Here is a 2,240-nt window from a genome sequence, read left to right on the forward strand (position 1 = left end):
CTTCTGGACCATCAGTATCTGAGCCTCGCGGACATCCAGCAGACCACCGGGACCGGAACCGGGGAACTCTTCGACACCACCACCGTCTTCGAGAACTTCCCCCTGGAGCTCGACGGTCTCGTCGGACCCGAGGCGGGTTTCCGGCTCACCGGGGTGCGGACCCATGGCGAGGGCGTCACCCACTATCCGCTGACGCTGTCGGTCGTGCCCGGCGACGAGCTGACCGTACGGCTGACCTACCGCCCCGACCTCTTCGAGCGCGAGGCCGTCGACGGGATCATGGCGCGCTTCCTCCGGGTTCTGGAGAGGGTCGTGGAGAACCCCGACGAGCTGACCGGCCGGCTGGATGTGCTCTCGGAGCCCGAGCGCCGGCGGCTGCTCGTCGAGTGGAACCCGCAGGCGCCGGAGACGGCGCCGCGATGTCTCCACACGCTGTTCGAGGAGCGGGTGGCGCGGTCGCCGCACGCCGTGGCCGTGGTGTTCGGCGATCTGTCGCTGAGCTATGCCGAGGTGAACGCGCGGGCCAACCGGCTGGCGCGGCTCCTGATCGCCCAGGGCGCCGGGCCCGAGCGGACCGTGGCACTCGCGCTGCCCCGCTCGGCGGAGACAGTGATCGGGATACTGGCGGTGCTCAAGGCCGGCGCGGCCTATGTGCCGGTGGACCCGGAGTACCCCGTCGAGCGGATCGCCCTCATGCTCGCCGACTCCCGCCCCGTCTCCGTACTGACCACGGCCGATGTCGCCGAGCGGCTGCCGCGGACCGGTGTCCCCCGGGTGGTGCTCGACGACCCCGGGACCGGGCGAGCGCTCGCGGCACACCCCGACTCCAACCCGACCGACGCGGACCGTACCGCCGTGCCGAGTCCGGAGAACCGGGCCTATGTCATCTACACCTCGGGCTCCACCGGCAGGCCGAAGGGCGTGGTCGTCTCGCACCGGAATGTGCAGCGGCTCATGGCGTCCCTGCACCCCGAGTTCGCCTTCGGCCCGGACGATGTCTGGACGCTCTTCCACTCCTCCTCCTTCGACGTCTCCGTCTGGGAGATCTGGGGAGCGCTGCTGAACGGCGGCAAGCTGGTCGTGATCCCCTTCACCACCACCCGCTCACCGGCGGAGCTGCTCCGGCTCCTGGTCCGGGAGGGGGTCACCGTCCTCAGCGAGACACCGTCGGCCTTCCACCAGCTCGACCAGGCCGATCAGGAGGAGCCCCGGACCGGCGCGGGGCTCGCCCTGCGCTGGATCTTCCTCGCCGGCGAGGCACTGGACCCGAGCCGTCTGACCGGCTGGTACGAGCGCCATGCCGGGCCCACCGCCCCGGTCGTGGTCAACGCCTACGGGCCCACCGAGGCCAGTATCTACACCACCCATTTCACCCTGGACCGTGCCTCGATCCACTCCAGCGCCAGCATCATCGGCCGACCGGTCGCCGATCTGCGGCTGTATGTGCTGGACGCGGGTCTGCGGCTGGTCCCGCCGGGTGTGGTGGGTGAGTTGTATGTGTCGGGGCCGGGGCTGGCGCGGGGGTACGCGGATCGGGCGGGGCTGACGGCGGAGCGGTTCGTCGCCGATCCGTACGGTCCTGCCGGGGCGCGGATGTACCGGACGGGGGATCTGGTGCGCTGGTGCGCGGACGGGAATCTGGAGTATCTCGGGCGCGCGGACGATCAGGTCAAGGTGCGGGGTTTCCGGATCGAGCCGGGGGAGATCGAGGCCGCGCTGCTGCGCCGGGAGGGCGTCGCCCAGGCGGCGGTCCTCGCCCGCACCGACCGGCCGGGTGATGTGCGGCTGGTGGGCTATGTCGTTCCGGAGACGGGGACAGGGCTCGACGGCGCAGGGCTCCGTCGCGACCTGGGACAGGAACTGCCGGCCCATATGGTCCCGGCGGCCATGGTGGTACTGGACCGCCTCCCGCTCACCGTCAACGGCAAGCTCGACCGCCGTGCCCTGCCCGCCCCCGATTTCACCACCGCCGTCACCGGCCACGGGCCCCGCACTCCCCGGGAGGACATCCTTTGCGGGCTCTTCGCCGATGTCCTGGGTCTGCCCCGCGTCGGCGTCCACGACGACTTCTTCGAGCTGGGTGGGCATTCGCTGCTGGCGACCCGACTCATCAGCCGTATCGAGACGGTCCTCGGTGTGCGTTATTCGGTGCGGGATTTGTTTGAGTCGCCGTCGGTTGCGGGTTTGTTGGGGCGTTCGGTGGGGGGTGGGGTTGTTCGGCCGGCTCTGGTGCGGGTGGA

Annotated in this window: 1 protein-coding gene; it reads left to right on the forward strand. The window is 70.8% G+C overall.

What is annotated here, in order from left to right; genetic code table 11:
* On the forward strand, nt 1-2,240 hold a 2,240-nt coding region (locus ABT122_RS33435; protein WP_351559937.1), incomplete at both ends, for a non-ribosomal peptide synthetase.

Source organism: Streptomyces sp. NPDC001985 (assembly GCF_040296845.1).
In the GTDB taxonomy this organism is placed as follows: domain Bacteria; phylum Actinomycetota; class Actinomycetes; order Streptomycetales; family Streptomycetaceae; genus Streptomyces.